Here is a 25858-nt window from a genome sequence, read left to right as displayed (position 1 = left end):
AAGGATTGACCTTTTCCATCCGTCTTACTCATCGTGATGCGTATGGAAACATCGGATGAGGATCTGGCCCGGGCGGCGGCAAAAGGCGACGCGGACGCGTTCGCTTCTCTTTTGCGGCGCCACTATGACCGGATTTTCCGGCTGTGTTTCCGGCTGACCGGGCGGGCGGATCAGGCTGAGGACCTGACGCAGGATATCTGCGCGGCGCTTCCTTTGAAAGTCCAGGCCTTTCAGGCGCGGGCCAAGTTCACCACATGGCTTTATCGTGTGGTGGTCAATGCAGCCGAGGATGCGCGTCGCCGCGCCACTTCTCACAGTCGCGCCGCAGCAGGGTGGGGCGACGTCGAACAGATGCGTCGGGCCGAAGCGACCGAGGCCGCCGAGGCCGTGGATTGGTTGCAAAGGGCAATGCGCAGCCTGCCGCAGGATTTGCAGGAGACGCTTGCCCTGACCCTTGAGGAAGAGATGACCCACGCGCAGGCGGCTGAGGTTCTGGGCGTGTCTGAAGGGACGGTCTCGTGGCGTATGTCGGACATCCGAAAGCGCTTGCGGGCCATGCGGCAAGAGGAATTGGACCAATGACCGACGATCTTGACCATCTCAAATCGCTGATGGATGCGGCAACACCCGCCCCCGACAGCGCACGCCGGGCGAATAATCTGGACCGGGCACGAAAATCTTTTGCGCGTGCCCAAGGATCTCGCGTCGGCGCACGTCCCACTGTCAAGCGTGGCCCAGTAGCCCGCCTGACAGAAGGAGCGATTTTCATGCTGAATTCCCTGACTTCCCGTGGTGTTCTGACCGCTACAACAGCCCTTGGGGCTATCGCATTGGTGCTTATTGTCCCGCAGATGCAAACTGGCCCGCTGCGCGTGACGGACCAGATCGAAAGCCGGGTTGTTGAACCGGCAACTATCCCTCAGCCGTTGCCACAAGCCGAGGAAAAATTTGCCGACGCTATCGCCGCTGCCCCGCAGGCGCTGAGCAAGCGCGCGGAAGGTGCAAACAGCGAGCCGACGGTTCGCCTCGGTCGAGATAATGTCGCCGAGGTTGCCCGGATCGCCCCGGCTGCACCCGACGTCGTAGTCGCATCAACTCCGAACACAGAAGCCTTCGCAAACGCCGATATCAATCCACTGAAAGTCACGGCCGAGAACCCAGTTTCGACCTTCTCGATCGACGTGGACACGGCATCCTATGCAATTGTCCGGTCCTCGTTGTTGAATGGTCAGATGCCGCCGAAAGACGCGGTGCGGGTGGAAGAGATGTTGAATTACTTCCCCTACGCCTATCCGGCACCCGATGGTGAGGCCCCGTTTCGTCCGACGATCACGGTCAGCCCGACGCCTTGGAACGCGGGAACGCAGCTTGTGCATATCGGTATTCAGGGCGCGCTGCCCCAGATTGCCGAACGTCCGCCCCTGAATCTTGTGTTTTTGATCGACAGTTCAGGCTCGATGCAGGATGCAAACAAGCTGCCGCTTCTTAAACAGTCTTTCCGGCTGTTGCTGTCGGAACTTGGGCCTGAAGATCAGGTCTCAATCGTGACCTATGCGGGCAATACAGGGCAGGTGCTGGAACCGACCCGGGCCACCGAGCGGAGTAAGATTTTGGCGGCGCTGGATAAGCTCGAGGCTGGAGGCGGGACCGCCGGACAAGCCGGGTTGCAACAGGCCTATCAGGTGGCCGAGGAGATTGCGTCGGATGGCGAGGTGACGCGGGTCGTTCTGGCAACAGACGGTGATTTCAATGTGGGGCTGTCGGATCCGGAGGCTTTGAAGGACTTCATCGCTCGGAAACGCGACAGCGGAACTTATCTGAGCGTTTTGGGCTTTGGACGCGGCAATCTGGATGATGCCACGATGCAGGCGCTGGCGCAGAACGGGAACGGGCAGGCGGCCTATATCGACACGCTGGGTGAGGCGCGCAAAGTGCTGGTCGATCAACTGACCGGCGCGCTGTTTCCGATTGCCAATGATGTCAAAATTCAGGTCGAGTTCAACCCCGCGCAAATCGCCGAATATCGCCTGATTGGCTATGAGACGCGGGCACTTCGGCGTCAGGACTTTGACAATGATGCAATCGATGCAGGCGATATCGGGGCAGGGCACAGTGTGACTGCGATTTACGAAGTCACACCTGTCGGCTCCGACGCGATCCGCAATGGTCCCTTGCGCTATGGCGCGTCTCAGGTGGTCGCGGATACGGACGAGGAGATCGGATATTTCAAATTGCGCTACAAGCAACCCGGATCGGACCGCAGCCAGTTGATCGAAAACCCTATTCGTTTCGACCAGGGCGTTGTGACGGACGATGTCGCGTTTTCCCACGCGATTGCGGGATACGCCCAGGCGCTGCGGGGCGGTGAATATCTGGGCAATTGGTCTTATCCGCAAGCCATCGATATGGCCACGGCGGCACGGGGGGACGATCCGTTTGGATACAGGGCCGAGGCAATCATGTTGATGCGCCTGGCCCAGTCCTTGGCCGATTAGAACGACCTTGGGTTATTGGTCGAGTGTGTGTGTATTCTTCGAACGCTCCACTCGACCGCGTCGCGCATGGTTTTGCCCAGGGCGATATCGAAAGCGTTGACCAGATCCGGGGTTTGTTCACTTTCGGCAATCACGGCTTCTTGAAACGAACCCGACGCTATGATCTTGTCTTCGAACTCGTCGATTATCTTGATGTTCATGCGCACTTCTATGCGAACGGTCGACTCGCCATCGGTGCCGCTGACGACTATGCCCTGAAACTCGCGCAGATCGGGGACGATGACATAATCTGCTCGAAGGCCAACAGTGGACCGTCCAACCGCGGCCACTTTGCCGCTGTTTTCATAGCTTTCAACCATTAGCGCCTGCACGATCAGGGGAGCTCGGTCGACCCAACGCGCGCGGGACAGGTACTGTACTTGCAGATGCGAAGGCTGGATCGCAATCTGATCCGTATTGACCGCCGCCGTTGCGGTCGGCTCTTCTACAACGATCTGTTTCTGTACGCGTGGCAGCGACGATGAAAACGTGCTTTTAGGCGTCAGCAGATACAGGTCGTTGGGCTTTGACGCCTGTTGCAACGTACCCAGCCCGGTGCATCCAGCAAGAACCACTGCCGCCAGAACGAAAGGAAGAAACCTGATCATTGGCGAAACTCCGATGCTTGAGTGCCCAGCAGAAACCGCGCTGGGTCACGTTCAACCTTATCGACCAGCCGATCCAAAGTGACCACCAATCGTTGGGATTGTTCGATGAACCGGGTGAATTGGGGCAGGCCAACGCGCATGAAATCCGAAATCTGACGACGATTTTCCTGGACGATTCCGTCAATCGTTCCCAACAGGTTCGAGGCCGATTCCGACGCGCTGAGGATATCCTTGGAAATCTCGTCCAGCCTGTCGGTGACGCTAGTGACAGTGGTTGCTACCTGATTGGCGGCGTTGCGGATGTCGGCCATGACAGCGCCCACGTCTTCGTTGATCACGCGATTGGCTGAATCAAAGGCGCTCTCGGCAGATGTCAGCGTGCCTTTTGCGGTGTCCATTGCACCGGTGATAGAGCCCAGTGTTTCGTTGGCATTCAGGAAGGTTTCCGTGGCAGTCGCAAGCGCCACGCTGCCTTCATCTGACAGGCCGGACAGATTTTCTGCCAGAGATGAGGCGCGGTCAATAAACGGCCTCAGATCCTGCTGGATAACCTGGTCTGCGGTCTCAAAAGTCGTCTTGGCGCTATCCAGCGCGGCGGCAGCGGATTCAGAGGCCGTCTTGACGCTATTCAGTGTGTCGGTTCCGGTGGTCAGAGTGGTCTCGGCCGTATCGGCGAGCTGATCCAGGCGTTTGGAGAAGTCCGAAATCTCTCGGGCAGCGCCGCCCAGATCGGCCGAGAGGGATTCGAAATCTGACAGAGTCTTGTCTAGCCGCCCGGTGGCCGAGGCGACGTTGGCCAGAATATCGGACACGGCCTGCCGGTTTTTATCGTCTACAACCTCGTTGATGTCTTCAAGCAGGGTGATGGCTTTCTCCATCAACAAAGGCGCGCCTTCGAAGAGGGACTGAATGGCGCTGCGTTTGCTTTGGATCAGGCTGTTCTGCGGTAGGCGTTCTGCGGTTGACGATCCACCGGTCAGTTCCACGAAACTAACGCCGGTCACCCCAAGTGATTGCAATTGCGCAATAGTTTCGGATGTCACCGGGATTTCCGCGTCCACCTCAAGACGGACTCGTACTTTCGAAGGATCGTCCTCATCCAGCTCCAGCGAAATGACCTGTCCGACGGGCAACCCGTTATAGCTGACCCCACCGGCGGCGGAGAGGCCCGAGACATTGTCGAACAGCACCTCATAATACGCGTATTGGCGCGAGATTTCGAATTTGGCGAGCCAAAGGAAGAACCCGAACGCACCAAGAATGCCCGCAAGCGTGAAGGCACCGATCAGGATATAATTTGCTCGGGTCTCCATTGCCTTTACCTGCCTAGCCCTTTTTCTTGTGCCGCGCGTGCCCTTGGGCCGGTGAAATATTCTTGCACCCAAGGATGATCGACTTTGGTCATTTCTTCAATCGGACCTTCAACCAGGACGCGTTTTTCTGCAAGTACGGCAATCCGGTCACAGATGGCATAAAGGCTGTCCAGATCATGAGTTACCATGAAAACGGTCAGCCCAAGCGCGTGTTGCAACTCGCCGATCAGATCGTCATAGGCGGCGGCCCCGATCGGGTCCAAACCGGCGGTGGGTTCGTCCAGAAAGACAATCTCGGGGTCCAGCGCCAGCGCACGTGCAAGGGCGGCGCGTTTACGCATCCCTCCGGACAATTCGGACGGAAACTTGCTGCAGCTAAATTGTGGCAGGCCGACAAGGCTGATCTTGAGGTTTCCTAATGCGCACATCAGACTTTCACTAAGGCCCGTGTGTTCGCGAAGCGGCGCCATGATGTTTTGCAACACGGTCAGAGAGGAAAACAGCGCGCCATCCTGAAACGCAACGCCCCAGCGCTGTTCAATCCGGCGGCGTTCCTGTTCGGGGCCGTTCACAACATCGACGCCCAAAACCTCGATACTGCCAGCGGCCGGTTTGTTTAGCCCGACGATCGTGCGCAGCAGAACGGATTTCCCGGTGCCTGATCCGCCAACGATGCCCAGAACTTCACCACGCCAGACATCTAAATCCAGATTTTGATGCACGATCTGAGGGCCGAATTGGTTGGTCAGGTTGCGCACGCGGATAACAGCTTCGCGCTGTGTGTCCGTCTTTTGGCTGTGCTGCGGCAAAGTCCCGTCCATGTCAGACACCCATCACCGAAAAGAAGATGGAAAACAAGGCGTCCAACGCGATCACCATAAAAATGGATTGAACCACAGACGCCGTTGTACGCTGCCCAACGCTTTGGGCCGAGCCCTTGACCTGTAACGCCTGCCAGCAGGCAATCACCCCGATCACAAGCGCAAAGAAAGGGGCCTTGATCATGCCGATGGCAAATTGCCAGATGCCGGTGTTTTCTTTCAGACGCGTGGCGAACATGCCGGGGCTGACGCCCAGATCAATCCAGCTCATCAATCCGCCGCCGATCAGGGCCGCCATATTGGCAATGAACCCCAGAATGGGCAGCATGACCAGCAATGCCATGACGCGGGGTATGACCAGAACTTCGATCGGATCCAGGCCGAGGGTCCTCATCGCGTCAATCTCTTCTTGCACTTTCATCGACCCGATCGAGGCCGTAAAGGCCGAGCCAGAGCGGCCGGCCACGATGATGGCCGTGAGCAAAATGCCCAGTTCCCGAAGGACCGAGATCGAGATCAACTCGACCACGAAGATCTCGGCTCCGAATTGCTTCAGCTGGGTTGCGCCCTGAAACGCCAGAACCACCCCGATCAGAAAGCCCATCAGCGCGACTATTGGAATGGCGCGAAAGCCGGTTTCCTCCATTTGCGACACAAGCGCGGCACCGCGCAGTCGTCGAGGCATCATTAGGGTGCGCATCAACCGGTGCAGGGTCATCCCAAGGAATTCCAGCATCGACAGCGTGTCTTTCCACCCTCCTGCAGTCCGCTTGCCCAGACTTTCGATCCAATCTGCGAAACTGCGACTAGTGTCTTCTGATTCCGGATCCTCGGGGATGTTGCGTGTGACCGTCTCGATCAGGTCGGAATACGCGGGCAACGCCCCTTGAAACCGCACCTCGGCTCCGGCCAGTTTCGCCCTATGCGCAAGGTCGGCAACCACCCAAGCCCCACTGGTGTCCAGCGCCTGGATTCCAGACAGATCAATGATCAGATTGCTATCGTCAGGCTTATACGCAGCAAAGCTCTGTTCGACGCTACTGAGTGTCTGAGTCAGCAAGTCTCCGGACACCCGAAGGTAAACGCCGTCGGCGCTTGTTTCCGAATTCAGGCTAGGTCGCGTCATGGCTGTATGTGATGTAAAACAGTGTGGGGCTGCAATGTAATTTTTTGGGAAGAAGCAATTTTGTCCCTGCATCATGTCGTGAATGCGACAAGCCCCAAAGCCTGATTGCGCATGGTCTATACCTATTGCTCAATTCACCTGTTCAGGACAGTGTGGCCGCAGGTTAAATTTGGGTTTGAGAGAATTGACATGCCGCAGTCGGGGAATGTCCTTTTCATTGTTATTGATCAGCTTCGGGCAGATTGTCTGAGCGGCGCTCTGGCGGATTGTATCGAGCTGCCGAATCTCAGGGCGTTGATAGCTGATGCCGTCCGCTTTGACCGCCATTTTTCAGTCACCAATCCCTGTGGGCCGTCGCGGGCATCTATCCTGACTGGGCAATATGCGATGAACCACCGGTCTGTGCGCAACGGAACGCCCCTGCGGCATGACACGCCCAGCATCGCATCGGAAATGCGAAAGGCGGGGTATCGCCCGATGTTGTTCGGCTATACCGATACTTCGGCGGACCCAAGGGCCTATGATGCGTCAGACCCGATCCTCAAATCTTATGAGCATCCGATGCCTGGATTTGATGAAGTGCTAGAGATGCGGTTGGAGGAGTCCTATCCTTGGCGCGCCCATCTGATGCAAAAGGGCTATGCGTTTCAGGACTATTGGGATCTTCACAAGCCAACCGCACCCGACGGTGGCGCGCCAAGGCTGAACGATCCCGCACCTTATTGGGCCGAGGACAGCGACACAGCCTTTCTGACGGACAGCTTCCTGAACCATATGGCGCCGATGGCCGGTCAGGGCTGGTTTGCGCATTTGACCTATATTCGGCCGCATCCGCCGCTGGTGGCCCCGGCGCCCTATAACGACATGTATGATCCCGACGCGTTGCCTTTGCCGATCCGGCACGCAGACGAGGCGAAAGATCGCGCCATGCACCCGTTCTTTGAGCCGACCATAGATCGCCATAGCGTAGGTGACGTTGTGTTGGGGTTCGATGAAGTCGAACCGAGTGATCAGAATATTCAGACATTGCGGTCCGTCTATCTGGGCCTGACCACAGAGGTCGATCACCATATTGGGCGAGTTATCCAGTTTTTGAAAGACAGTGGCCAGTATGAGCAGACGCTTATCGTAGTGACCGCAGACCATGGCGAGATGCTGGGCGATCATCATAGCTGGGGCAAAATGACGGTGTTTGACGCCGCCTATCATACGCCACTGATCATTCGGGTGCCGGGCAATCAGGCACAGGCCGGTCAGGTTGTGACCGTTCCGACCGAGTCCATTGATATCGCGCCCACCATCCTCGACTGGGTTGGCCGGACGCCGCCCAATGCGATGGACGGACGGTCATTGCTGCCCTTGCTGACGGGGGACGCGCCCGAAGATTGGCGCAATTACACCTACAGCGAACTGGATTTCGGAGATCCGCAAGCAAAAACTCTATGGCAACAGCGGCTTGGAACCGGCCATAGCGACTCGAACCTGTCCATCTTGCGCGACGCGCGGTTTACTTTGGTCGAATTTGCCGCCGACCTGCCGCCCATTCTATTCGATCACCAACAGTCCGGTGAAATGCAAAACGTAGCCAACGACCCCGCATTTGCGATCGATCTGGCCCGTTTGGGGCGGCAGATGCTACGTCACCGGATGCGCAATACGGATCATACGCTGTCCTTGCACTCCATCACCTCGGATGGACCGAAGGTGCAAACCCGCTATTGACGCGCACCGGCGCGAATGTCGCGCCTGTGCCCTCTACACCTGTGAAAGATCCGGTGCTACGCATATGTCGGGGAGGACGGGTTTGGACTTAACTGACAAGAACATAAAGGCCATGACGACCGCAGGCCTAAACCTGATTGGTCAGGGGCTGTCGATCTATGACAGCCAGTTGCGGATGGTCGTCAGTAATCGTCCGTTTCAGGAAATGTTCGATTTGCCGGATCGCTTGGTCCAGCCAGGCGCGTTCTTTCATGACACGATCCGATATCTTGCCGAACTTGGCGAATATGGCGACGTAGCCGATGTCGATACAATCGTTGAACAGCGTGTCCAACAGGCACTTGCTTTCGAACCCCACTATATGGAACGCGTGCGGGCCAATGGGCAGGTGATCTCGGTCGAGGGGGCACCGCTTCCTAAAGGTGGCTGGGTCGCCGTTTATACCGACATAACCAACACCAAACAGGCTGAGGCCCTGTTGCGTGCCCGATCCGAGGAATTGTCCGAACAACTTCTGGACCGGGCCGAAGAATTGACAGCAACAAACCGGAAACTGGCTGCGACGATCTCGGCGCTAGAGGAAGCCAAGCGACAGTTGACCGAGATCGAAGCCCGTACCCGGATGACGACAGAAATGATGCCAGCCCATATCGCGCATCTGGATTCTGAGGGACGCTATGACTACTCGAACCGCCGTCTGAGCACCGTACTGCCTGGCCGGCCGTCCGATATACTTGGGATGCATATTTCGCAAGCGTTGGGATCGGCCACATATCTCCGGGTCGAAGCGCATTTGCAAAATGCCTATGGCGGAGAACCTTCGGTTTTTGAGTTTAACGAGGATCAGGATTCTCGTCGCATTCGGGTCTCGTTCACGCCAGATGGCGAAGGAGGCGTCTATGTCATGTCGGTGGACATAACCGAAGAAACGCAGGCCAGAGTCGCGCTGCAACAAACACGTCGTCGGGCGATGGCCGCGCAGATGACCAGCGGGCTGGCGCATGATTTCTCGAACCTGTTGACGATCATTCTGGGCATACAGTCGCGGTTGCAAAAGATGGATCTGCCCGAAAGCGCCCGAGAACTTGTGGCTGCTACGCAACAGACGGCGCGCCGGGGCGGCCAGCTTCTAAACCGGATCGCTGACATGACCGGCAGCAGAACTCCGCAGCCCAAGGCAACCGATATGCGAGGTTTATTAGAGGATTTGCGTATCCTTGCCTCACCCTCCCTGCCACGCGGCGTGGGTCTTTCGGTGGTGAATACTTTGCCCGATGAGGCGCTGATGCTGGATCCGGGCATGGTGCAGGACGCATTGTTGAACTTGGTTCTGAATGCGCGCGATGCCTGTGGCGGCTCGGGGCAGGTGACGATCAGCGCACATACGATCGGGACGATCTGGATCGAAATTGCGGTGTCCGATACAGGCCCCGGTTTCTCGCCCGAGGCGCTGGACAAGGCGCTGAACCCGTTCTTTACCACCAAGGGCGACAAAGGATCGGGCCTGGGGCTGCCAATGGTCTATGACACGGTGAAACTGGCAGGCGGCGATCTGAGCCTGCGCAACACGCCGTCCGGTGCATCCGTCGTCCTGCGCCTGCCCTATCGTCCCGCGCCGCCGGTGCAGGAAGGGTTGGTCTTGTTGGTCGAAGATAGCGATGCCTTGCGCCAGAACTTTCGCGATATGCTGATTGATCTGGGGTTCACTGTAATCGAAGCCACCTCTGCCGATGAAGCGCTGGCTTTGACCAGTGACCTGAACGACATCGCGTTGGTTTTGTCAGATATTCGGCTTGAAGGGGATGCAACCGGTTTGGACTTGCTGACACGGATGCGGTCACGTTTACCAACAATCCTGATGACATCCCTGCCATATTCCGACCCGTTACACCGCGAAGCTCTGACGCGCGCCCCTGTTCTGCGCAAACCCTTTACGCGGGCACAACTTTCCGCCCTTCTCCGATCCGAGGTCGCTTGATGACACAGCCATTGGTCACCATCGTCGATGACGAACCTGAAATCCGCCGCATCCTGACCGATGCCCTGGAAGATGCCGGGTTCCGGACTCAAAGCTTCGCCCGAGCCCGCGAATTCGAGGCGTCGCTAAAACGCGCCACACCCGATGTCTGCCTTGTGGATCTGTCTCTGCCCGACACGGACGGCTTGGCGCTGGTGCACCGGTTGGCGTTGGAGCAAGGCGCGGCAGTCATCATCATTTCCGGCCGAGCGCAAGTTCAGGACCGCGTCACAGGGCTTGAATTGGGGGCCGATGACTATATCACCAAACCCTTTGATCCTGCCGAAGTTGTTGCGCGTATCCGCGCCCGATTGCGATCGCCGCGGGTACAGGCCGTGCAGTCGGATACGGCCCGCTTTAACGGCTGGTCGGCTTATTTCGATCGCTACATCCTTGAGAACGAGGATGGTGCAGAAACTTCGTTCAGCCATGCGGAAGGCGAAGTTCTACGACTGTTTCTTGAAAGTCCTAAACGCTTGATCAGCCGCGCTCAGATGCAAGAGGCGCTGGGTGGGGGAGCCGGTGACAGTTTTGACAGGGCCATGGATGTGCGCATATCTCGGCTGCGGACGAAGCTGGGTGAAGACCCTAAAAATCCGCGTCTGATCAAGACGATTTATGGCGCAGGCTATATTTTTCTGGGGGATGTTGAGTGGGCCTGATCGGACGGTCTCATAGTCGTCGAGACCCCGCTACCCAGTTTGTACATGAGATGCGGAGGCTTTCAGACGGGACTATTCGCGAAACGCTTGGTCTTTGACTTTGACGACGGGACGCAAAACGTAGTCCAGCACGGTTTTCTTGCCCGACAAAATATCCACTTCTGCGATCATGCCTGGGATGATTTCCACTTCTACACCATTGGCATCCAAAATCGAGTGTTTGGTCTGAATTTCGACGACAAAAACCTCTTCGTCATTTCGCTCGGACCGGGTGATGGTGTTGGCTCCAATCCGCGTGATCTGGCCATCCAATGCACCATAACGGGCAAAGTCGTAGGCCGTAATCTTTACTTTGACCGGCTGCCCTGCGCGCAGAAAGGCGATATCTTCCGGTTTTACATAGGCTTCGACCAGCAAGCGATCGTCGAGAGGGATAATCTCGATCAACTCTTCTCCGCTTCTGGCCAGCCCTCCGATCGTAGTACGGTAGATCCGATTAACCACGCCGCGCATTGGGGATTTGACTTGGGCACGTTCGGCACGATCCTTAAGGGCCGGTAAAAGAGGTTGTAGGGTCGCAAGTTCTGCCGTAGTGATCGCCAAATCGGTCAATGCTGCGCTTCGAAACCGGCTTTGCGCTGCTAAAATCCGATCGTCAATTTCATCCAGCCCGGTTTTCAAGCGATGCGTGATCGCAACAGCCCGTGTAAGCCGCCCCTCCCATTCGGCCTCATTTCGTCGCAACGTCAGCAGTGTCGTCGCGGGTTCCATGCGCTGTTCGACCAATGGTGTCATGATGGCGCGTTCCTCTGCCAGGATTTGCAAGGTTTCGTCGGCAGTTACCTGATCAACCAAGCTTTCCTCGTATTCCCGGTGACGTTGTTGTCGTTGTCGCTCCAGGATCGCGATCTCAGATCTCAACTCGGATTGCCGGGCGTCAAATAGGGCCGCTTCCGATCTGACGACTTCCGGCGCGCCTTCGACCAGCCTTGGCGCAAATCGCAATTCGGTTTCGTTTATTTCCGCCTGCAACCGGTGGACTCTGGCCATCAAGCCAAAAGCCCTTTGTTGTTCCTGATTGAGTTGGCTGTCTATTTGCGTGGTGTCGAACTCCATCAACAAAGTGCCCTCATCCACGATTTGGCCTTCTTTGACGTGCAGCGATCGCAATACGCCGGATTCTGTGGCGTCGATGAGTTGAACATTGGCTGATGGAACGATGCGCCCGTCCACGCGTGTGACGTCGTCCAACTCAGTAAAATACGCCCAGAACCCTACTGTCAGCAGGCAAGCCAGAATTGCAAACAACAACACAGAACCGCGCCAAGGAGATTGCCCCCTTATTTCATTGGCCAATGATGCAAAGTCAGGATGCTGCGACATTCAGATGCCTCCCATTGGGGCGTGGCTGCCGTGTCAAAATCGATTTTGGCCCATCTGCGGCAACCTGTCCGTTTTCGATCACGATAATCCGGTCAACAAGCGCCAGAAGGCTGGTGCGATAGGTCACGATAATCATCGTGTCGCGTTTGGTAGCGCTATACAGGCGCTTTATGACCTCAGCCTCGGTTTTCACATCCATCGCGCTCGTGGGTTCGTCCAGTAAAAGTACCGGAGGACGGCCAATCAAAGCCCGTGCCAAGGCAATGGCTTGGCGTTGCCCGCCGGACAATCCCTCGCCACGTTCGGCAAGAGGCTGGTCATAACCGCCAGGATGGTCGGCGATGAAATCTTCCACTCCGGCAACTTGCCCTGCGTCAATTAGGTCCTGATCTTGCGGCCTGATCGTGCCACTGGCAATGTTCTCACGGATCGTTCCCGAAAACAGCCATATGTCCTGAAGCACTGAACCAATGTTGCGCCGCAGGTCGCCTGGATCAATTTGTCGGATGTCTACACCATCCAGCATCACTGACCCTGCGCGGGGCTGGTAGAGACCCAGCAATAGCCGCGAGATAGTGCTTTTGCCCGACCCGATGGGGCCTAGAATTGCGACTTTTTCGCCAGCTTCAATTTCGAAGGACACATCGCTGAGGGTGTCACGGGTTTGACCAGGGTAAGAAAACGAGACGTTCTTAAATGCGATACGTCCTTCAATAGTGCCACGGGTGATCCATGTCCTCCCTTGGGGACGCTCGCTTTCTGCTTCCATCAGCGCGTTCAGATTGCGGTACGCGCTGCGCGCCTGATTTGCGCGTGTCAACGTTTGCGCGAGTTGCCCCAAAGGGGCGAGAGCCCGACCGGTTAACATGACCGAGGCGACAAGGGCACCCATACTGGTCGCCCCTTCGGTGATCAGAAAGACACCATAGAACACGATCAAGACCTGGGCTGCTTGCTGAGTGAACCCTGTCAGGTTAAGAGCCAATTGAGTAATAGCTCGACTTTTTACACTGTGTGATGCCTGCCGTTCGACCGCACCTTCCCAACGGCAACGCATCTGATTGGCAGCGGCCGTCGTTTTGATGGTTTCAAGTCCCGAAACCGTTTCGACCAAAACGGATTGTTTGGATTGCCCTCCGGAAAAGTTTTGTTCGGCCAACCGGGACAAAAACGGTTGCACGGCCAGCCCCGAAAGCAACACGATTGGCACTGCCATGGCTGGTATTATGGCAAGAGGGCCACCAACAAGGTGGATGGCGAATACGAACAAAGCGACAAAAGGCAGATCAACGACAGCAACCAAGGTTGCCGAGGTGAAAAACTCGCGCAGCGTTTCAAACTCGCGAACTGTGCTGGCCATAGCGCCCGTCGATCCGGTTCTGGATTTCATCTGAATGTTGAGAAGGTGGTCGAAAATGCGTCGTCCCATCATCCTGTCCGATTTTTGACCTGCTCGGTCGATAAACCCGGCGCGCAACAGTTTCAGGAAGAAGTCGAATACCAGTGCTAGACCGACACCAAGGGTCAATGCGATCAGCGATTCAGTTGCTTCATTGGGTAGCACTCGATCATAGACCACCATGATAAAGACAGATGTGGAAAGCCCGAGCAAATTTGCCACCGCAGCCGCAAGCGCAACTTGCGCGTAGGACCAGCGGTTTGAACCAATGGCCGACCAAAACCAATGACCGGTCTCGGGTCTGAATGTCCTGTTGTGATCTTCGTTGTGCACGCGCCGAAACAATATCGCGTAGCCAGTGTAGATCGTTGCCAACTTAGCCCCTTCGATCTCGGTTATTTCGTTTCCCATCTTTGGGTCAAAAATCAGGAGATCGCCGTTTTCCGAAAAACCGTGAAAGACGACGGCGTGTTGATCTGTCAGAAGTAAAATTGCGGGCGTAAAACTACTGTCCAAATCCCCGAGCGCCCAACGCCCATAACCGGCTTGCAACCCAGCATTCTGAGCCACCTCGAGCAGGTCGTGAATGGTCAGCCCGCCGCCGTCTCCGGTTAGTGCGGCATTCAATGCAGCGCTTGTAAGTGGACGATCGAGATGAGCTGCAACATGCAAAAAACACGTTTCAAGCCCAGACGTTTTGGACGGCCCAATCAGAATTTGTTGTTGTGTCATTGTCTTGCCCCCTGGGTCACGACCTCAAGGCCGAGAAGGTCCAAAATGTCACCTGTCAAACTGAGCGCAGCATAGTTCGTCAAAAAGAAATTCTGATCTGCCAGGATCAGCCTTTCCTGAGCGTTTACATAGTCACGTTGGGCGTCGAGAATTTCGATGAGACTACGCCGACCTATGGTGAATTGCGCCTGCGCTGCCTCCACGCTGTCTTCGTTTGCCTTCGCGGCGATCTTGGCAGCTTGCAGTCGCTTGGCGCCGGCTTGCTGGTCAGAGCGAATAAAGTCAAGCTCGCGCCGGATATCTCGTATCAGCGTCTCGCGCGCGAATTCGGCTTCGCTTACTCTGGCTTCAGCGGCAGAAATCGAAGCGCGGCGCTGGCCGGTGCTATCCAGCTCATAGTTCACGGACAGGTCAATTCCGAAATCTGTATCATCGTCATCGTCGCGGTCTGCAAAGGCAGCCAATTCAACGCCCGGACGACGGCGTGCCAAAGCCGCTGTCAAATCTGCCTTAGCGGCCAATAAGGCCGCGTCTGCTCGTCTGACCTGAGGGCTGTTCACTACAATTTCCGTGTCTGTTCGCGTCAGCTTCGGCGCCTTTGCCGGCTTCGATAGATCCCCGGCCTGTTGGCCGAAGATGTCGCGGAATTGCGCTTCGGCACGGTCGATTCTGGCGCGTGCATCTGCGAGGCGTGTCTGCGCATCCGCCATTCGAGATCGCGCCGCCATGACATCCGCCGTTGATCCGGCACCAAGAGAGGACCTTTCAGTGATCTGGTGCAGGATATCTTCGTGAACTTCGACGTTTCGAACTGAAATGTCGAAAATCTCACGACGGCTGAGAACCGAAACGTATGCTTCGATTGCTGCAAGAGCTATTGCGGACCCTGTTTGCAGTTGGTCTCCCCTGCTTTCAAGGACGCGCGCTTTTGCTGCGATTAGCTCACTGGAGGCGACCCCGCCATCATAGACGAGTTGGGAAATACGAACGTAGGGCGTGAAATTCGCAAGGTCGGAATCGGACCGTTGCGATCGAGCGCTGAGACCGAGATTTACTTGGGGAAGAAAAGCTCCACGTGCCGCTTCTTCGGTTGCGGTAGCTCTTTTATAGCGGCTTTCACTTTCCGCAAGGCTCGGGTTGTCCTCGACCGCCTGCTTAACGCGTTGCCCAAAAGACGTTCGAAGCAGGGTCAGTGAAGGAGCAGTGGCCCCGCGACCGACTGCACCAGCGGAAAGAGACGAGTCGACATAAGATAAATTCGGTCCGAAAGCGCAAGCGGTAAGCCAGCCTGAGAGGATGAAGTAAAGGACCAGTCTTCTAGGGGATAGCCGCATTTAATAACTACCGTTTTGTTGAATTTCGTTCCATTGGGCGAGGGCCATTGCGCCGAGGAAACCCGATAGATCTGAATTTTCGGTGTACGAGGTTTGGACTTGACAAGTTGTCAGATTTCGCTCGGCGCTTGCCAGCCAAGCGCAATGAGACAACGACACTTGATGGGCGTGAACCAGCCGCAGCGTTCCATCATTGATCAGCGCCAGTTTGTCTTTGTCGGTCAGGGCTGCCAGCTTTCCAGAATCTACGATAAGAATACCTTCGGGAAATTCGATTCCTTCGTGCATTCCGGCGGATTGCAGCAAGTCAAACGTATCCAATTTATTGCAAATCGCTGCGGTTTTCTGTTCGTTTTGAGCCCGCATTTTTAAGAAGCCAAAGACCTGGCGCAGTTCAGGCGTTAGATCACCGCTGGCATTGAAGAAGGGTTCTCCTTCCTGACCTACAAATCCCAGTGACTCGTCGACCAAAAGCCCCTCTGCGTTCAAGTCCTGCTTGGCTGGATCTTGACTGGCGCGCCAGCGAAAAGGAGGACAGCGCAAATCGGATGGAACATAGCCTGCCAACCATCGCCCATCATCTGAGACGAAAGGGGTGCGGGCGCCGCTTAGACTCAGCAAAGCAAAGGGGTGAATTTCAGTGCCCGCGCGCCGAAACACGATCGGAAAAGCCGCCGCAACCTGACGAATCTCTTTCTCGACGATCGGACATTCCGTGAGGTTTTGCGCAAAGCGAAAAGAGGTAAAACGTTTCCAGTATTTTCCTTGGTACCTCGAAAACGTCAGTGGAAACTGACCGTTCTGTGCCATATTCACCTCATGCGGATATAAGACACCGCCGATTTTCAAATTCGGCGGTGTCGTTGGATCAGGCGGATGCGCCAGTTGGGTCGGTGTGCAGGATATTGTCGGGGGACAAACCGCTTAGGTCGTCCAGCCCTGTGAATTCTGCAACTGTTTCAACCGATGCTGCATTTGGTGCGCTGTATTCGACATGGACCAACACGCTGTCATCGCCATCTGTCGCCATGACATAGATTTCGTCACCCGCTTGCAGATCGCTCAAACTCTCGACAGCGTTTTCAATTGTGCCTGCGCTCAAATCTACCAAAACGGTCGTAAGACCCACGAAACCAGTATTTGTGCCAACGGCGTCTCCCAGTTCCAGGGTTTCGAAATTAGTTCCGTCTCCCCGCAGTGTGGTACTGTCGAACCCATTGAACATAATCGCATCTGTGACCTCAGCCTTTGCGCCGAGCGTAAAGCCCGTAATGGTGTCCACGCCGTTGGCTGCTGGCGTAGCTTCGAAGACCACGACATCCCGCCCTGCGTTCGATACGTCTATGGTGTCGTTTCCTCCGAAACCTTGCAGGAAATTTTCGACGGCGTTTGCGGTGAGCGTATCGTCTCCTCCACTGCCCAATTGGTAGACCGAAGGACCACCGTCGGGCGTGTCTATGGTCAGAATGATTGGTTTGGAAGGATCAACGACAGCCGCGGTAAATGTCACAACGGGTTGTGACAGGTCCGAATAGGTCGTTGCGACCCCCGCGATGTTGACAGCTGATGCTCCGACTGGATTGGTCAGGAAAAGCCCGAAATCACTGTTCTCGGAAATGGAGGTAGGGTTGATTGTGACAACGGCCGGATCCAATCCGATTTCTGCTGTGACGGCCAGCCCGCCCGAGATATCGCGGTTCGGGTCGGCGTGAATTTGGAATATCACTGAAGAACCATCGTTGCTGACTTCCGAGATTGTGTATGCGGCGGGTAAATACGCGGTTGTTGTATCCGTTGTAGGTGCGGGATCCGGCCCACCCGTAACTGTTGCCTGAACTTGAAAAGTGAGGTCGTCACCAGCGTTTAGACCAGCAAAGTCGCTTGAAGAGACCGGCAAAGACCATGTCCCGTCTGCGCCAACCGAGGCTGTCCCCACAGGTGTTCCGTTCAGGGTTACACTAACAGTCTGTCCTGCTGTAAGACCTATCGAACTTCCAGAGACTGTGAGTCCCGTACTCTGCGCGTCTGCGAGCAAGACCGCTCCGTTGGTACCCGTGGAATTCAAGGATAGTATCGGGCGGAAATCCGTCGTTATCGCTGCCGTCGCCGGTGTCGCCGGATTGCCTGCCAAATCAGCGACATTTGCGCTTATGGTGAAGGCTGTTGTGTCTGCCAGGCTGCCGAGATCTCCAGAAGGGATGGTCGCGCTCCAACTTCCCGAAGCAACCGTGGCGACATAGTCCTGACCGTTCAGAGAGACCGTAACAGTTTGCCCATCCTCAGCGGTCGTGGTGCCGTATACCGTCAGGTCCGAGCCCCTTTCCGCGATGTCCAGCGTAGATCCGACAGCTAATGGGTCAATCGCTATGACAGGCGCTGAAAAATCGGTATCGAAAGTGCTGATGTCGGATGCGGTATTGCCTGCCGTGTCGGAAACAGAGGCGGATACGGTGTAGGATTCCGTGTCTTGTAATTCAGTCAGGTCAGAAGGTGTCGCGGTAAACGACCAGCTTCCCGAATTCACAGTGGCGGTCCCTGCGACGTCTACGGTGCCATCCCCCCGGACAATTTGGACGGAAACGACAGCTCCGTCGCCCGCATCGGAGGTGCCGGAAACCACGAGGTTGGTACTAAGTTCTGCGAAGTTCAGAACAGGCCCGTCCGAAAGTGAAGTCACGTTGATTGAGGGTGCGGAAAAGTCGGTGTCAAAGCTGCTTGTGGCTCGTACAGCTGGGTTTCCGGCCTCGTCGGAAACATCAGCGGTGACGGCGATGGTTGCGCCGTCCGATAGGGCGGCTACGTCACTCGCAGGAGCAGTTGCTGTCCATGCGCCGCCAGATACCGTAGCGGTGTAGGATTGGCCTCCGAGATTGACGGTGACCGTTTGCCCGTCTTCGGCGTTGGTGGAGCCAGTGATTGTCAGATCCGTACCCCTCTCGGATGCATTCATGACGGCGCCAGCCGAAAAACTGTCGATGCTAAGGGTCGGCGCGGTGACGTCCTTGACGATGGCCGTGCTGGCTTGCGGTGCTATCAATCCATCCGTGTCAGACACATCTGCTGTGATGGAAAATGTTTCGCCATCGGTCAATGCGCCGAGATCGGATGCAGGGATAGTAACGTTCCATACTCCACTTGTGACCGTACCTGTATAGGTCTGGCCGTCCAGTGTGACGGTTACGGTTTGACCATCCTGAACATTTGCCGTCGTCCCGGAAATTGTCAGGTCTGATGTCACTTCCGCCGTGTTCAGTGCGTCGCCAACGGGGAGGGTTGCGATCGAGATCGATGGCCCGGTCAAGTCGACCGGAATAGATGCGTTGACCAAGGTAGAAATGTTGCCGGCCGCATCTGCTACTGAAACGCCAATTGCGACAGGTGTGCCGGTCGACAGTCCGCTTAGGTCCGCGGCGGGGATTGTGACAGTCCAGTTTCCTCCGGATGCGGTGCCCGTGTAGACCTGCCCATTGAAGTCAAGCGAGACTATTTCGCCATCCGCAGCCGTGGTCGTCCCGGTAATATTAAGGTCACTCCCTACGTCAATCAGGTCGATGGATCCGCCAGCTACCGGATTGAGGGTCAACGTGGGCGCGGTGAAATCCGTTTCAAAGCTGCCTGTTGCCTGTGGCGCAGGGTTGCCCGCAGCGTCTGTCACATCTGCTGTTACCGAAATAGTTGTTCCATCTGGCAAAGCTGACAGGTCTGCCGCTGGTATTGTCGCTGTCCATAGGCCTGCGTTCACCGTGGCTGAATAGACTTGTCCGTTGACGGACACCGTGATGGTTTGCCCGTTTTCAGCGTCCGAAGTTCCGGATACGGTAAGGTCGTTTCCTTGCTCAATGGCGTTCACAACCGCGCCGTGCGAGAAATCGGTTATTGCCAGCGTCGGAGCAATTGTATCGACATTGAAGGTCACGTTTTCGACCGCCAGTTCGTTCCCGTCGCCGTCAAGATGACGGATCGTAACGGTGTTGACACCTTGGGGAAGGTTTGCCGCTTGGTCGGGTGTCAGTGCAACGTTCCAGCTTCCGTCTGGTTCGGGCACCACCGATACGGAAACGGATCCGATCGACACTTCGATATCTGTTGTCCCATCGGGCGTGACCGAATTTAGTGCGGTGCTGCTCAGCGCGTTGGATTGGGCTCCTGCCAAATTCAGGTGGGGATATGTTGGTGCCGGAGCGGGATCATCGCCCCCGCCTCCGCCCCCGCCGCCTGCAGCAGCGGCCGCCCCGGCCAAACCAAGTCCACCTAGTGCGGCAGCGCCAACCCCACTGATGCCACTTGCGGCAGCCGCGCCGCCCGCTTCTGCGGCCAGGCTGAACTGCGCAATCTCAGCCACGATATCTTCCGCGATCATGATTGCACCACTATCGAGAATCTGGATGTTCTCTGACGCCACGATCATCGATTTCCCGTTCGCCAATTTAACCAGGACATCGCCATCTTTCAGCAGTTTGACCGATCTGACACCCGGGATGGTTTCGGCGAATTGAAAGGCGTAAAGCTCTTCGATCGTGGCTTGCCCCAGAGCAGGCAGCGCCATCAGCGTTGAGCCCAACCCACCTGCAAGACCCCGACCTGCCCAGCGGCGCATTTTGTCATTAAGCCAACGACGAATCTGCGCTTTGTCCTCGACCCCGGTCACGGGGTTGTTCGCGTGGTGATTGGAATCGTGGTCTTTGGTCATCTTACCCTCACATGTGGTGTCCGCGTCCGCCCAAGGGGTCCAGCTCTTGTTCATCTGTCTTGCCCTCCAGTGACTCATGCGGTCGGACCAGAAAAATTGAGTTAAACTGATGCCGAACTTCGCGTTTTCACCACATTTGTGCTTTGGTTTCGGACCGGGCATCAGATCATCCTGTCATTGAAGCCAAGTGTGGCACGGGGTGATTTGACATGATGCTTCAGTTCGAAGGTGTGGTTGCAACGGGAAGCGTAGCGCTCGATTCAGGTATCAGCGATACGGCTTTAAAAACGTTTAACGGGGACACGTTTCTTTACAGCGTGACGGGCCCTGGAGGCGGCATCGCGGTTTGGAAGCTGCTAGAAGGCATTGTTCCGCAACAGCAAGACATTCAATATTACAGCGGGACGATTTCGCAACAAATAGGCAATAGTGCCGAGCTCGTGACGCTTGCCGGTAGTGACCAACTGATTCTGGATGTCGATTTGGCCACGGGATTGGTAGGATACACACTTAATCCAGATGGAACTGTCGGAACGTTACAGACCACCGACAGTCTGATCGGGGGCGGAGATGTTTCCGCGCTTGTGCAATACTCGGTTGAGACGGGTGGAGTGCTGGCCTTGGCCCATGAAGATACGGGTCAAATCTCGACCTATCTAGTGAATCCGGACGGAAGTCTGACGGTGTCGGGATCCATCGCCGGTCGCGCCGACTCGATGGAGGTCATTCAATTTGGCAGTGAGAATGTCGTGGTGGCCTCTGATGCAGAGACGGATTTCATCGCGATTTACACAGTGGATTCCGCCACGGGGGGACTGTCAGAAGTTGATAACAGCGATGCGCTGAACCAACTGGGCATTGCAGTGCCTACCGCGGTTGACGTGGTGCAAGCGTACGGTCAGTCATGGGTCGTCGTCGCCGGGGCGCAGAGCAATTCCATCAGCTTGATGAAGCTGGATGCCTCGGGTTCGCTTGTACCCACGGATCACGTGTTGGATTCGTTGCACACGCGGTTCGAAACCCTTCAGGACATGTCCGTCATCGAGGTGGACGGCCATGTGTTCTTAGTGGCTGGGGGAGGCGATGACGGGGTCACACTTTTCACGATGACACCGGGCGGGCAACTGGTTTACCTGGACAGTTTTGCCGACACGTTGGACACCGGACTACAGAATGTTGAGACGGTGATCACGGCTCATGTCGGGGATGAGCTGCAAATATTTGCCGCCTCACAACAGGATGGTGGTCTGACGCAATTGACAGTCGACCTCTCTGATCTGGGGATCGTGCAGGAAGGGTTTGGCACGATCACTGGCACAAATCAAAACGACATGCTTAGCGGAGGTATCCTCGACACGAATTTGTCGGGTGGGGCGGGAGATGACATCCTGATCGCCGGTGCCGGAGCCACGGAGATGACCGGTGGGGCCGGAGCGGATATTTTCGTCATGCAGCATGGCAGCGCCCCTGTGATCATTACTGATTTCGAGGCGGGTACAGACCGTCTGGACATGTTCGATTTCCCACTGCTGCGCACGCCGGATCAACTTACATTCACGGCTACAGGTCAGGGGGCCTTGATAGAGTTTCTGGACACTACGGTCGAACTCATATCCGCTGCGGGAGGTCCATTGTCCGAGCAACAGGTATTCGGCGCGGGCTTTGGTGGCCCCGATCATATACCCGTGGACCTGGGGACTTTGGGGGGCCTGGACCCCGGTAGCTCGGATGGTGTTCTGGGCGATATCTCGATCGATTCCCAAACGCAGAATCCGGCTTTGGCGAATGCAGAAATCCAGTTAGCGCTCGAAGGCGGGGGCATTTTGACCGTGCGCGCGGACGAGAATGGTGTATTCGACTTTGACCTCCCTCCTGGGATGTTCTCGGGTGAGTTTGACGTGATCAAGGGCTATTCAACGGCAAGTGCCGATATCAATGCTCTAGACGCGCTTCAGGTTTTGCGTATTTCCGTCGGGCTTGAACCAACATGGGGACCGGCCTCGGCCGAGAATCTGATTGCGGCCGACATCACGCAAGACGGCACTGTAAATGCGTTGGACGCGCTGGCGATTTTGCAGGTTTCTGTTGGGCAATCTACCCCACATTCGCCGGAATGGGTGTTCTTGGACGATGATGCGGATCTCAGCGGCATCACGCCGAACAATGTGTCCTACGAAACAGGGGTCGATATCGTTGCCGTAGACAACGTGATCACCGCAGATATGACCACTATCCTGCTTGGCAATATTGAACAGGCCTAGCCGCTCTATTCCCGGAACGCCCTGTTGAAATAGTCCGACAATGGTTTGACCAGGTAGGACAGAGGCGTACGCTCATCTGTTTTAATCATGGTTTCGACGGGCATTCCGGGGAGCAGTTCCTGACCGTTCAGACGGCCAAGCTGTCCTTCATTTGGTACAACTTCGGCGCGATAAAAGGTCAGCCCGGTGTTGTCATCGGTAAAAGCATCAGCCGAAACGTTGATGACTTGCCCTTCGATTTCTGGTGTTTCACGCTGATTGAACGCGGTGAATCGCAGCAGGACAGGCTGTCCCACGTGCAGCTGATCGACATGAATGGCGTCCACGCGCGAGGCTACCAGCAAAGGTGTGTCCAAGGGCACCACATACATCATAGGCTCGGCGGGTTGGACCACGGATTGCAACGCGAAAACCTGACTGCCATAGACGACCCCTGTCACCGGTGCGCGAATATCCAGCCTTGACAGACGCACGATCAGGGACAGGCGTCGCTCGGCCAGTTCAGCGATCTGTGCTTGAACATCGCGCAGGGTCGATATCGCCTCTTCTCGGCGGGCAGCTTTCAGCTCGACAATCTGGATCTCGGTTGCCGCGATCTGCCCGCGCAAACGGGCGATATTGGCCTCTAACCGGCCGATATCCCCGGTCAGGCTGGCCTCTTCCCGCAACAGCGCCGAGACCCTGCTGGCCTGTGTCAGGCCCCGATCGAACAAGCTCTGCTGATCTTCCAGCTCCTCCCGGATCAACTCGACTTGACGGCGCAGAGAGATAAGCTGAGCCTCCGTACCTTCAATCTCGCTTTCCGTCTGAATGCGTTGCTTCCCGAGCTGCTCGGCTTGTTGACTTAATGTGTCCAACCGGGCCTCGAACAAACGTTGCTGGCCGCCGACTAGTTCGGGTTCGATGGCCTCTTGCCGTTCCAATTCGTCCAGACGTGCGCGCAACTCCTGTGCCGGGATGCCGTCACGTTCCGCTTCCAGTCGGGCTTTGCGGGCCAAAAGCTCGAATAGTTGAGTTTCTACGATGATTTTCTCAGATTTCAGAAAAGTACCGTCCAACCGGATTAACAGATCGCCCTGCTGAACCTCGTCACCGTCGCGCACGAAAATCTCTCCGACCACGCCGCCGTCGGGGTGCTGAACGACCTGCCGGTTGCTTTGAACTTCGATCGTCCCCTGCGAAATGATAGCGCCTGCAAGTCGGGTTTGAACGGCCCAGATCCCCAAACCGCCAACCAGAATGGCTAAGGCGACAAATCCCACCATCGCCGGAAATGTGATGCGCCAAACAGGACGAGTATCAGAGCTGCTTTTTTGCATCATTCCCCCGCCTGACTGAGGCCGCGTTTGATCGCACCCGCGTTTTGGACCGTGGCTCCCAGCACCTCGTCGCGAGCACCGGACTTGATGATCTGTCCACGTTCGACAACGATCAGGTTTTCACATTCCGAAATTGCCTGCGGACGATGCGTCATGATTATCGCGGATTTCCCAGCTGCCTTGAAGCCGCGCACTGCAGTGTTCAGTGCCTCTGTCCCATCGGCGTCCAAGGCCGAGTTCGGTTCGTCCAAAATCAAAAGTACCGGGTCTCCGTAGAGGGCGCGCGCCAGAGCGATCCGCTGTTTTTGACCACCTGAAAGCTGGCTATCGTTGCCTTCAAGAAACGTGTCATAGCCTTTTGGCAGCGTCAGGATCAGCTCATGCGCGTTCGCTTTTCGGGCAGCTTCAACCACGGCCTCGGCGTCCGGGTTTTCCGACATTCGTGCGATGTTTTCCGCAACAGTGCCATTGAACAGGGTCACGGTCTGCGGCAGATAGCCGATATGCTGGCCCAGATCGGTCGGGTCGTATTGATCCAACGTCGCACCGCCCAAGCGGATTTCGCCGACCGCCGGATGCCACAATCCCAGCAAGGCTTTGGCTAGTGTCGATTTGCCCGAACCACTGCGCCCGATCACGCCCAGAGCGCTGCCCGGTGCCAGGTTTAGGGAAATGTTGCGCAAAGTTGGTTTTTCCGCACCCGGTGGAATGACGGTTAGTCCCTTGGCCGTCAACCGGGCCTCGGGAACAGGCAGCTTGGTACGAGGCGTTTCAGGTGGAGTTGAATCCAGAAACTCGTTCAGAGACCCCCAGGCTGTTCGGGCACGTTCGATCATCGCCCATTGGCCAATTGTCTGCTCGATCGGAGCAAGCGCGCGACCCAGCAGAATAGAGCCAGCAATCATCGCGCCCGGTGTCAACTCGTTGCGCAGAACCAGCCAGGCTCCCAAGGCCAGCATAGCGGATTGCAGGAACAGTCGCAGTGATTTGGTCAGTGAGGTAAAACTGCCAGTCCAGTCGCTGGCTGCGATTGTCTGGTGCAATGCATTGGTGCGTTGTTTTTGCCAACGCTGAATGATGTCCTTCTGCATCCCTTGAGAGCGTACAATTTCCGCCGCTTTCCGCGCGTGTTCGGAAAAGGAATTCGCCTGTGCCGAAGCCGATTGCGCCGTGGCCACCTTGCGCCGTGTCAGCGCCTGGTTCAGCAATGCTATAGTCACCAGAAATGCTCCGCCGCCTACGGCAAGCCATCCCAGCATCGGGTGGAACAGGAAGATGGCAGCCATGAAAACCGGTGTCCACGGAATGTCCATCACAGCCAACAATACCGGCGATGAGCAGAGGTTTTGAATGGCTTCCAAATCCCGCAAACCTGTTGAAGGCGCAGCCCGGACCTGAGGATTCAAAGATCGTTGTAACGTCGCCTCGAACACACGTTCGTCCAGGGTTGACTGGAACCGGGCACCAAAACGGGCCACGATACGGCCCCTGGCATAGTCTAGCATTGCCATCAACCCGTACAAAAGCGCCACTAACAGGAAAAGAGCAGTCAATGTTTCGACCGCGCGCGACCCCAGAACGCGGTCGTAAACCTGCAGCATGAACAACGGTCCGGTCAGCATCAGCAGATTCACGAAGATGCTGAACAGGAAGGCGAGCGTCAGAAAGGCTGATCCCTGATTGCGAACTTTGCGCAACTCGTGTTGTGGAGGTTGAGAGAAACGGCTTGCTGGCTTCACGAATAGGACTTTCGACGACAATGCTGTTTTGACTCTAACGCACCACAAAGGCAGTTAAAATGCATGGGTTGCGAGATAGAGCGGAACACTGCCGCAAAAGCTACATCAAACACACAGTGATGGGAATGATCGGACCGCCGCGGATCAGACGCCGTTGCTCCCCTGACAATTCCGGAATTGCGGCGATAATGTCTCACG

18 protein-coding genes are annotated in these 25858 nt (G+C 56.3%); 6 read left to right on the top strand and 12 right to left on the bottom strand.

Features of this window, described 5'->3' with window-relative positions:
* Positions 1-42: 42 nt before the first annotated feature.
* A complete protein-coding gene (locus tag ACR0L1_RS12560; RefSeq protein ID WP_170773347.1) occupies positions 43-582 on the top strand; it encodes an RNA polymerase sigma factor in 540 nt (179 codons plus the stop codon).
* A complete protein-coding gene (locus ACR0L1_RS12555) occupies positions 579-2495 on the top strand; it encodes a vWA domain-containing protein (protein ID WP_480859139.1) in 1917 nt (638 codons plus the stop codon). The genes ACR0L1_RS12560 and ACR0L1_RS12555 overlap by 4 nt, the downstream gene beginning before the upstream one ends.
* Here the strand turns inward: ACR0L1_RS12555 and ACR0L1_RS12550 are convergent.
* The 5 genes from ACR0L1_RS12550 to ACR0L1_RS12530 all read right to left on the bottom strand — a co-directional run bounded on the left by ACR0L1_RS12550 (position 2492) and on the right by ACR0L1_RS12530 (position 6729).
* The gene (locus ACR0L1_RS12550) at positions 2492-3142 is read right to left on the bottom strand and encodes an ABC-type transport auxiliary lipoprotein family protein (protein WP_170785788.1); all 651 of its coding nucleotides are present in this window, start codon (positions 3140-3142) and stop codon (positions 2492-2494) included. The genes ACR0L1_RS12555 and ACR0L1_RS12550 overlap by 4 nt on opposite strands.
* The gene (locus ACR0L1_RS12545) at positions 3139-4455 is read right to left on the bottom strand and encodes an MlaD family protein (RefSeq protein WP_170789940.1); all 1317 of its coding nucleotides are present in this window, start codon (positions 4453-4455) and stop codon (positions 3139-3141) included. The genes ACR0L1_RS12550 and ACR0L1_RS12545 overlap by 4 nt, the downstream gene beginning before the upstream one ends.
* A gap of 5 nt (positions 4456-4460) precedes the next feature.
* Positions 4461-5276, bottom strand: a complete 816-nt coding sequence (locus ACR0L1_RS12540) for an ABC transporter ATP-binding protein (protein ID WP_480503720.1) — start codon at positions 5274-5276, stop codon at positions 4461-4463.
* A gap of 1 nt (position 5277) precedes the next feature.
* Entirely contained in the window at positions 5278-6402 is a 1125-nt protein-coding gene (locus ACR0L1_RS12535) for an ABC transporter permease (protein WP_170785795.1), read from the bottom strand.
* Between the two features lie 129 nt (positions 6403-6531).
* Positions 6532-6729: a hypothetical protein gene (locus ACR0L1_RS12530; RefSeq protein WP_480859326.1), complete on the bottom strand. Its 198-nt coding sequence runs from the start codon at positions 6727-6729 to the stop codon at positions 6532-6534.
* On the opposite strand from ACR0L1_RS12530, the gene ACR0L1_RS12525 reads away from it, so the two are divergent.
* The 3 genes from ACR0L1_RS12525 (at position 6649) to ACR0L1_RS12515 (ending at position 10803) form a co-directional block, all read left to right on the top strand.
* On the top strand, positions 6649-8124 hold the full coding sequence (locus ACR0L1_RS12525) for a sulfatase-like hydrolase/transferase (RefSeq protein ID WP_480859322.1): 1476 nt from the start codon (positions 6649-6651) through the stop codon (positions 8122-8124). The genes ACR0L1_RS12530 and ACR0L1_RS12525 overlap by 81 nt on opposite strands.
* Positions 8125-8188: 64 nt before the next feature.
* Positions 8189-10102 (top strand): PAS-domain containing protein, encoded by a 1914-nt coding sequence (locus ACR0L1_RS12520; protein ID WP_480551285.1) that lies wholly within the window; start codon positions 8189-8191, stop codon positions 10100-10102.
* The gene (locus tag ACR0L1_RS12515) at positions 10102-10803 is read left to right on the top strand and encodes a response regulator transcription factor (protein WP_170785802.1); all 702 of its coding nucleotides are present in this window, start codon (positions 10102-10104) and stop codon (positions 10801-10803) included. Before ACR0L1_RS12520 ends, ACR0L1_RS12515 begins: the two co-directional genes overlap by 1 nt.
* A gap of 72 nt (positions 10804-10875) precedes the next feature.
* Here ACR0L1_RS12515 and ACR0L1_RS12510 read toward each other — a convergent pair whose 3' ends face one another.
* Genes ACR0L1_RS12510 through ACR0L1_RS12490 form a run of 5 tightly spaced genes read right to left on the bottom strand, consistent with a single transcriptional unit; the run spans position 10876 to position 20395 of the window.
* Positions 10876-12186: an HlyD family type I secretion periplasmic adaptor subunit gene (locus ACR0L1_RS12510; protein WP_170773358.1), complete on the bottom strand. Its 1311-nt coding sequence runs from the start codon at positions 12184-12186 to the stop codon at positions 10876-10878.
* Positions 12170-14317 carry a type I secretion system permease/ATPase gene (locus ACR0L1_RS12505; RefSeq protein WP_480859136.1) on the bottom strand — a complete coding sequence of 716 codons (2148 nt, stop codon included), beginning with the start codon at positions 14315-14317 and terminating at the stop codon, positions 12170-12172. The genes ACR0L1_RS12510 and ACR0L1_RS12505 overlap by 17 nt, the downstream gene beginning before the upstream one ends.
* A complete protein-coding gene (locus ACR0L1_RS12500) occupies positions 14314-15651 on the bottom strand; it encodes a TolC family protein (protein WP_480503725.1) in 1338 nt (445 codons plus the stop codon). The genes ACR0L1_RS12505 and ACR0L1_RS12500 overlap by 4 nt, the downstream gene beginning before the upstream one ends.
* Positions 15652-16461, bottom strand: coding sequence for a SapC family protein (locus tag ACR0L1_RS12495; protein ID WP_480503726.1), 810 nt, complete (start codon positions 16459-16461; stop codon positions 15652-15654).
* Positions 16462-16519: 58 nt separating this feature from the next.
* Positions 16520-20395: a beta strand repeat-containing protein gene (locus tag ACR0L1_RS12490; protein WP_480859133.1), complete on the bottom strand. Its 3876-nt coding sequence runs from the start codon at positions 20393-20395 to the stop codon at positions 16520-16522.
* 155 nt (positions 20396-20550) lie between these two features.
* Here ACR0L1_RS12490 and ACR0L1_RS12485 point away from each other — a divergent pair, with 155 nt between their 5' ends.
* Complete coding sequence (locus tag ACR0L1_RS12485; RefSeq protein ID WP_480859131.1) at positions 20551-22602, top strand: dockerin type I domain-containing protein; 2052 nt, start codon at positions 20551-20553, stop codon at positions 22600-22602.
* Positions 22603-22607: 5 nt separating this feature from the next.
* On the opposite strand, the gene ACR0L1_RS12480 is transcribed toward ACR0L1_RS12485, so the two are convergent.
* A complete protein-coding gene (locus ACR0L1_RS12480) occupies positions 22608-23924 on the bottom strand; it encodes an HlyD family type I secretion periplasmic adaptor subunit (RefSeq protein WP_480859129.1) in 1317 nt (438 codons plus the stop codon).
* On the bottom strand, positions 23921-25660 hold the full coding sequence (locus ACR0L1_RS12475) for a type I secretion system permease/ATPase (RefSeq protein ID WP_480859127.1): 1740 nt from the start codon (positions 25658-25660) through the stop codon (positions 23921-23923). Before ACR0L1_RS12475 ends, ACR0L1_RS12480 begins: the two co-directional genes overlap by 4 nt.
* Positions 25661-25858 lie beyond the last annotated feature (198 nt).

Source organism: Ruegeria sp. J8 (genome assembly GCF_056531925.1).
The sequence above is the reverse complement of the archived record's forward strand: the minus strand, read 5'-3'. Positions and strand labels throughout refer to the sequence as shown.